Origin of the sequence: Staphylococcus sp. acrmy (genome assembly GCF_022690565.1) — a bacterium.
Classification (GTDB): Bacteria; Bacillota; Bacilli; order Staphylococcales; family Staphylococcaceae; genus Staphylococcus; species Staphylococcus caledonicus.
This window is the reverse complement of record NZ_JALCVE010000006.1, coordinates 141,898-148,403: the sequence shown is the minus strand read 5'-3', so window position 1 is coordinate 148,403 and position 6,506 is coordinate 141,898. Positions and strand designations below refer to the sequence as shown.

General features: G+C 34.2%; 5 protein-coding genes and 8 tRNA genes. All 13 read left to right on the top strand.

Going from position 1 to position 6,506, the window contains the following annotated elements:
• The first annotated feature begins 87 nt into the window (after positions 1-87).
• The 13 genes from FH144_RS08310 to trmL all read left to right on the top strand — a co-directional run bounded on the left by FH144_RS08310 (position 88) and on the right by trmL (position 6,381).
• A tRNA-Trp gene (locus FH144_RS08310) sits at positions 88-161 on the top strand.
• A 2-nt stretch (positions 162-163) separates the two neighbouring features.
• Positions 164-236 (top strand) — tRNA-His (locus FH144_RS08305).
• Between the two features lie 14 nt (positions 237-250).
• Positions 251-322, top strand: a tRNA-Gln gene (locus tag FH144_RS08300).
• 5 nt (positions 323-327) lie between these two features.
• Positions 328-401 (top strand) — tRNA-Cys (locus tag FH144_RS08295).
• 8 nt (positions 402-409) lie between these two features.
• Positions 410-484: transfer RNA gene (locus tag FH144_RS08290), tRNA-Gly, on the top strand.
• Positions 485-498: 14 nt separating this feature from the next.
• Positions 499-573: transfer RNA gene (locus FH144_RS08285), tRNA-Gly, on the top strand.
• 13 nt (positions 574-586) lie between these two features.
• Positions 587-661: transfer RNA gene (locus FH144_RS08280), tRNA-Gly, on the top strand.
• Between the two features lie 42 nt (positions 662-703).
• A tRNA-Leu gene (locus FH144_RS08275) sits at positions 704-787 on the top strand.
• A 299-nt stretch (positions 788-1,086) separates the two neighbouring features.
• Positions 1,087-2,145 carry a PTS sugar transporter subunit IIC gene (locus FH144_RS08270; protein WP_242315032.1) on the top strand — a complete coding sequence of 353 codons (1,059 nt, stop codon included), beginning with the start codon at positions 1,087-1,089 and terminating at the stop codon, positions 2,143-2,145.
• Positions 2,146-2,387: 242 nt separating this feature from the next.
• On the top strand, positions 2,388-3,842 hold the full coding sequence (locus tag FH144_RS08265; protein ID WP_242315030.1) for an ABC transporter substrate-binding protein/permease: 1,455 nt from the start codon (positions 2,388-2,390) through the stop codon (positions 3,840-3,842).
• Positions 3,835-4,557, top strand: coding sequence for an amino acid ABC transporter ATP-binding protein (locus FH144_RS08260; RefSeq protein WP_242315029.1), 723 nt, complete (start codon positions 3,835-3,837; stop codon positions 4,555-4,557). Before FH144_RS08265 ends, FH144_RS08260 begins: the two co-directional genes overlap by 8 nt.
• 225 nt (positions 4,558-4,782) lie before the next feature.
• Entirely contained in the window at positions 4,783-5,910 is a 1,128-nt protein-coding gene (gene queG / locus FH144_RS08255) for a tRNA epoxyqueuosine(34) reductase QueG (RefSeq protein WP_242315027.1), read from the top strand.
• The gene (gene trmL, locus FH144_RS08250) at positions 5,911-6,381 is read left to right on the top strand and encodes a tRNA (uridine(34)/cytosine(34)/5-carboxymethylaminomethyluridine(34)-2'-O)-methyltransferase TrmL (RefSeq protein WP_242315025.1); all 471 of its coding nucleotides are present in this window, start codon (positions 5,911-5,913) and stop codon (positions 6,379-6,381) included.
• Positions 6,382-6,506: the final 125 nt, after the last annotated feature.

Below are 6,506 nucleotides of genomic sequence, written 5' to 3'. Positions count from 1 at the left end.
AGCGAAGTGGCTAAACGCGGCGGACTGTAAATCCGCTCCTTCGGGTTCGGCAGTTCGAATCTGCCCCCCTCCACCATCTATTTTTATAGGGACATAGTTCAACGGTAGAATAGAGGTCTCCAAAACCTTTGATGTGGGTTCGATTCCTACTGTCCCTGCCATGGCGGTTGTGGCGAAGTGGTTAACGCATCGGATTGTGGTTCCGACACTCGAGGGTTCGATTCCCTTCAACCGCCCTTAATTTTATTAATGGGCTATAGCCAAGCGGTAAGGCAACGGACTTTGACTCCGTCACGCGCTGGTTCGAATCCAGCTAGCCCAGTTATTGGCGGCATAGCCAAGTGGTAAGGCAGAGGTCTGCAAAACCTTTATCACCGGTTCAAATCCGGTTGCCGCCTCCAAGTACTATGCGGGAGTAGTTCAACTTTTAGAACACATTCCTTCCCGGAATGAAGTATAGGTGTAAGTCCTATCTTCCGCTCCATAATTTTAATACATGCGGGAGTATTTCAACTCTTAGAATACATTCCTTCCCGGAATGAGATATAGGTGCAAATCCTATCTTCCGCTCCATAATTTAATATCTGCGGGAGTAGTTTAACTCTTAAAACACGTTCCTTCCCGGAACGAGATATAGGTGTAAGTCCTATCTTCCGCTCCATATTTTGCTTCCAAGTGGAAGTTTTTTATTTATCTAGATTGAGCCGGTGTGGCGGAATTGGCAGACGCGCGGGACTCAAAATCCCGTTCCTTTATTGGAGTGTCGGTTCGATCCCGACCGCCGGTATATGAATAAATGTAAGAGTAAGAATGTTGTTAATTCAATTTTCTTACTCTTTTTTTAGGCTTTCTGTCTAATCGGGTTGATAGACTCTATTATAGATATAACCTATTGTAAAGGTGTTAGAAGTAACATTAAATAATCGATTATCGGTAAAATAGTTAACTAATTTAAATTTAAATTGCTAGATAAAATTACAAATTTTTGACGCAAACTTTAAAATTTAATAAAAAGTATTCATTTTATATTGTTTATAACAAAATAATATACTAATATAAAGCTAATGTTTAAAAACGGAGGCTACTATGACTAAACAACGTATGAATTTAAAATATTTTTTTAGTAATATCCTTAATGCTGTTGGCGCAGGCGTGGTTATAGCATTACTACCTAATGCATTGTTAGGTGAGTTTTTGAAACTGTTTATGCATAATCACCATACTTTAGAGCTTATTTATCAGCTTGTTACAATTATTCAATCATTTATGGCTTTTATTATCGGTGTTTTAGCTGCGCATCAATTAAAATTTAATGGTGCTGGCGCTTGTATGGTTGGGGTATCAGCTATGTTAGGTTCTGGAGCAATTCAAGTCACTTCAAATGGAATTATGTTGAAAGGTATAGGGGATATAATCAATGCTATTTTGGTAGTAATTATTGCGTGTGCATTATATATCTTGTTACAAGGTAAACTTGGCTCATTAGAAATGATTATTTTGCCAGTCTTAATTCCTGTTGTCAGTGGTTTAATTGGCTTATTAATATTACCTTACGTACAAACTATAACTAAAGCGTTAGGACACATGATAAACTCATTTACGGAACTCAATCCATTGCTTATGTCTATACTAATTAGTGTAGCGTTCTCACTCTTAATGGTTACACCAATATCTCTAGTTGCCATAGCTACTGCTATAAGTCTGACTGGACTAGGTAGTGGTGCTGCGAATATGGGAATTGTTGCAGCGTGTGTTACATTTATCTTTGGATCACTTCGAGTTAATTCTTTAGGAGTAAATATCGTGTTACTAATTGGAGCAGCGAAAATGATGATACCTGTATACTTAAAGCATTTAATCATTGCTGTACCGTTAACTTTAAATGGTATCGTGTCTGGTATATTGACGTATGTTATTGGCATTAAAGGTACACCGCTATCTGCAGGTTTTGGTTATACTGGATTGGTTGGTCCAATTAATGCATTTAATAGAATGCCTGGAGACACTACCATGAATATTGTATTACTATTATTTGGCTATTTAATTATTCCATTTGTTAGTGCATTTATTATACATGAAATATGCAAAAAATTTGTACCAACTTATAGTGATGAAATTTATAGATTTGAGATTCCTAAACAATAATAGTTTATTAAAAAACTGGGTCATTAATTTAAAATGGCTCAGTTTTTTTATTATGCAGTAGGTGAATAAATGCGTTTGCCCTTAAACTACACTTTTACATTTTTTAATTGACTTGCTAAGGCGGGATAACGAAATTTTTGAAATAATAATAGATTTCTGTTCCGCTCTTTTTTTAAAATTGTTATTGCATATTAATACACTTAATTGTATAATAATGAACTATAAAAAAGGGAGGTTGCTATATGAAATATTTTTCTAAATTAGTAGTCATAGCAATCTTAATTAGTATGACCTTGATATATATACAACCAATGGCTCAGGCTGATGAAGATGCAACATGGAAAAGAATCAAGGAAAGTGGAGAATTAAAAGTAGGTTTATCTGCTGATTATGCACCGCTTGAATTTGAAAAAACAGTTAATGGTAAGAGTGAATATGAAGGAGTCGATATTGAACTAGCTAAGAAAATTGCTAAGGATAATGATGTGAAACTTAAGATAGTAAATATGCAATTTGATAGTTTATTAGGGGCGCTTAAGACAGGGAAAATTGATTTGATTATTTCAGGTATGACATCAACACCAGAAAGAAAAAAAGAAGTTGATTTTTCTGAACCATATATGGAAACAAGTAATACTTTGTTAATAAGAAAAGTTGATTTAGACAAATACCATGACTTAAAAGACTTTTCAAAGAAAAAAATAGGTGCTCAAAAGGGAACTGAACAAGAAAAGATAGCTCAAACAGAAATTGATAAAGCTGAAGTGAGTTCTTTAGATCGTTTGCCAGATGCTATTCTCGCGTTAAAAAGTAACAAAATCGATGGTCTAGTTATCGAAAAACCAGTAGCTGAAGCATATATTAAACAAAATAAAGAACTTACATTTGCAAAGGTCTCTTTTAACGAAGCAAAGAAACCTACAGTCATCGCAGTACCGAAACAATCACCGATGTTATTAGAACGTGTTAACAAAACGATTAGTGATGTTAAAGATAAAAATTTAATCAATAGTTATATGGATAAAGCCTCTAAAGCTATAGTAGATGATGGTAATTTTTATCAAAAATATGGAACGTTCTTTATTAAGGGGTTAAAAAATACAATACTTATCTCATTTATCGGCGTAATTTGTGGAGCAATCATCGGTGCACTTATTGCTTTAGCGAAGTTAAGTAAGTTTAAAGTTATTTCGTGGTTAGCTTCAATATATATAGAATTTCTTAGAGGAACACCAATGCTAGTGCAAGTATTTCTTGTATTCTTCGGTACTACAGCATTGCTCGGATTAGATGTTTCAGCTCTAGTTTGTGGAACCATTGCTTTAGTGATTAACTCTTCCGCATATATTGCTGAAATTATTAGAGCTGGTATTAATGCTGTAGACAAGGGACAAACCGAAGCTGCGCAATGTCTGGGATTAAATTACTCTAAAACAATGATTCATATTATTTTATCTCAAGCTATTAAAAATATACTACCTGCGCTTGGTAATGAATTCGTAACGTTAATTAAAGAGTCATCAATCGTTTCTACAATTGGTGTGAGCGAAATAATGTTTAATGCTCAGGTAGTGCAAGGTATCTCATTTGATCCTTTCACACCACTTATGATAGCTGCAGTTATGTACTTTGTCCTAACATTCTCTTTATCGAGAGTAATGAATTTAATTGGGGGGAGAATGAAAGCCAGTGATTAAAGTTCAAAATTTAAATAAGTCGTTCGGTAAAAATGAAGTATTAAAAAATATTGATTTAGAAATAAATAAAGGTGAAGTTGTAGCTATTATTGGTCCTTCTGGAAGTGGGAAAAGTACTTTGTTACGCTGTATGAATTTACTTGAAACACCAACTAGTGGAAAAGTGATATTTGAAGGAAAAGATTTAATGCAGAATAAAAGTAGCTTAAATATTTTACGCCAAAAAATGGGCATGGTATTTCAAAACTTCAACTTATTTCCTCATAAGACAGTATTAGATAACGTTATTTTAGCGCCTAAATTACTTAATAAGAATAAGTTGGAAAACTTGAAAATCGAAGGTCAAAAATTGTTGGAAAAAGTAGGGCTTGGAAATAAAATATCGTCGTATCCATCTCAATTATCTGGAGGTCAAAAACAAAGAGTTGCTATTGCTAGAGCATTGGCAATGCATCCAGACGTCATATTATTCGATGAGCCAACTTCTGCATTAGATCCCGAAGTTGTTTACGAAGTATTACAAGTTATGAAAAATTTAGCGAAAGAAGGCATGACCATGGTGATTGTAACACATGAAATGGGCTTTGCCAGAGATGTGAGTGATAAAGTGATGTTCATGGTGGATGGAGAAATTGTAGAAAGTGGAGAACCACAACAAATTTTTAATACGCCAACACATCAAAGAACTCAAAAATTTCTTGAGAGAGTTTTATAATCAACTAATAATAATATAAATGTTAATTAATCCTAGCGAAGTGGAATCATGAAATAATGAATCTATTTACAAGTTTACTTCGTTACCTAATATAGTAAGCAGGACAAAGAAATTGTAGTAATGACAATTAAAACTTTGTCCTTCTTTTTTATGAAAATTTTTAAATATATGTATTCTTGTTTATGTTAAAATATCCTATGTATATTTTTATAGGAGGCAAAGTAATTGGATTATAAAGAATTAAAAAGTGAAATCATCGACTTTGCACATTCAATAGGGATAGATAGTATTGGTTTTACAACTGCAGATCCTTTTGATGAACTTAAGCAAAAGTTAGAAGATTATCATTCAAAAGGCTATGCCTCTGGTTTTGAAGAATCTGATATTGCATTACGTACGGAGCCTAAATTAAGTTTACCGACTGCACGTTCAATTATAGCTATTGCAGTCGGTTATCCTAATAAACTTAAAGGCGCACCTAAGAGCGTTAGAGGAGACCGACGAGGTATGTTTGCTCGTGCTTCATGGGGACAAGATTATCACACTATCATGCGAAAAAGACTTGATAAACTAGCTGAATTTATCCAAACAAAAGTTCCTGATGTTGAGATTCAAAGTATGGTAGATACAGGTGTATTATCTGATCGAGCTGTAGCCGAAAGAGCTGGACTTGGCTTTGCCGGGCGCAATGGCTTTATCATAAATCCAGATTTAGGGACATGGACCTATTTAGGCGAAATGTTAGTCAGTATCCCATTTGAACCCGACGATCCAATTTTAGATAGCTGTGGAGACTGTACAATTTGCGTAGATAGATGTCCTACAGGTGCGTTAGTAGGAAATGGACAACTCAATGCTCAAAAATGTATTAGTTTTTTAACTCAGACAAAAGGCTATTTACAAGATGAATATCGCTATAAAATCGGAAATCGATTATACGGTTGTGATACATGCCAACAAGTCTGTCCTAAAAATAGAGGTATTAACACCGTTCATGATGATATCGTGTTAGAACCTGAAATTCTTAAACCTCGTCTTGTACCTTTACTACAAATGAGTAATAAAGAATTTAAAAATACTTATGGACATCTTGCTGGAGCATGGAGAGGTAAAAAGCCTATTCAACGAAATGCTATAATAGCATTAGCGCATTTTAATGAAGAAACTGCAATTCCCAAATTAAAAGAGGTAGCTTTAAATGATCCGCGTCCAATGATTAGAGGTACTGCTTATTGGGCTATTGGTCAGATTCTTGGCGAAGAGGCACGTGGCTTTATTGAAGCACATTATGATAATGAACTCGAAGAAGTTCAACAAGAAATGACAAAAGGACTAGAAATGAGGAAACCATAAATGACCAACCATATCGTATTATTTCAACCTGAAATTCCCGCAAATACTGGGAATATAGCACGTACGTGTGCTGGAACAAATACACATTTACACTTAATCAAACCATTAGGATTTAGTACAGATGATAAAATGTTGAAACGTGCAGGTTTAGATTACTGGGAACATGTAAATATTACTTATCATGAAAGTATCGAAGAATTTTTTGAAGCTACTGATGGCGAATATTATTTACTTACTAAATTTGGTAAACAGACTTATAGCGATTTCGATTTTTCACAACTTGAAACTGAGCATTATTTTATCTTTGGTAGAGAGACGACAGGCTTACCTGATTGGGTTAAAGAGAAATATGCTGACACGGCTTTAAGAATCCCAATGAGTGATAAAATTAGATCATTAAATTTATCTAATACGGCCGCACTATTAATTTATGAAGCGTTACGTCAACAGAATTTTCCTGGATTATCTTAAGCAAAAGTGATTAAGAAGAATTATTAAATGCAACTGAACACTAAAAAATGTTATATTAATGAGTGATTTAATATACCCTGTTAAATGGTTTGAATTAATGTGTAGTAGGGTAAGTTAACTTATAA

Coding starts and splice junctions, on each gene's coding strand:
- FH144_RS08270 (WP_242315032.1), top strand. CDS start 1,087: ATGACTAAACAACGTATGAATTTAAAATATTTTTTTAGTAATATCCTT.
- FH144_RS08265 (WP_242315030.1), top strand. CDS start 2,388: ATGAAATATTTTTCTAAATTAGTAGTCATAGCAATCTTAATTAGTATG.
- trmL (WP_242315025.1), top strand. CDS start 5,911: ATGACCAACCATATCGTATTATTTCAACCTGAAATTCCCGCAAATACT.